The organism is Staphylococcus sp. HMSC34C02 (assembly GCF_001838705.1).
GTDB lineage: Bacteria > Bacillota > Bacilli > Staphylococcales > Staphylococcaceae > Staphylococcus > Staphylococcus borealis.
This window is the reverse complement of sequence record NZ_KV838559.1, coordinates 1-212: the sequence shown is the minus strand read 5'-3', so window position 1 is coordinate 212 and position 212 is coordinate 1. Positions and strand designations below refer to the sequence as shown.

Annotated in this window: 1 pseudogene; it reads right to left on the bottom strand. The window is 31.1% G+C overall.

The features are described from left to right. Positions 1-158: pseudogene (locus HMPREF3239_RS11985) on the bottom strand (minor capsid protein); the annotation flags it as partial. Positions 159-212: the final 54 nt, after the last annotated feature.

Here is a 212-nt window from a genome sequence, read left to right as displayed (position 1 = left end):
ATATCTTTAACTTTAAATACTTTGCCATTTAAAGAGTGGCATATTTTAGATGTTTTTTTGTCTATTTTGGCCACATATTTATATTCGCCATCTTCACCTAATTCTTTTAGATAAGTTAGCTTCTGTGATTCAGCCTGCACACGTGCTGATTCAGTAAGTTAGTAAATGATTCAACATTTTTCTTTGTTGTTTCAGCATCAGAGTTCACTAAT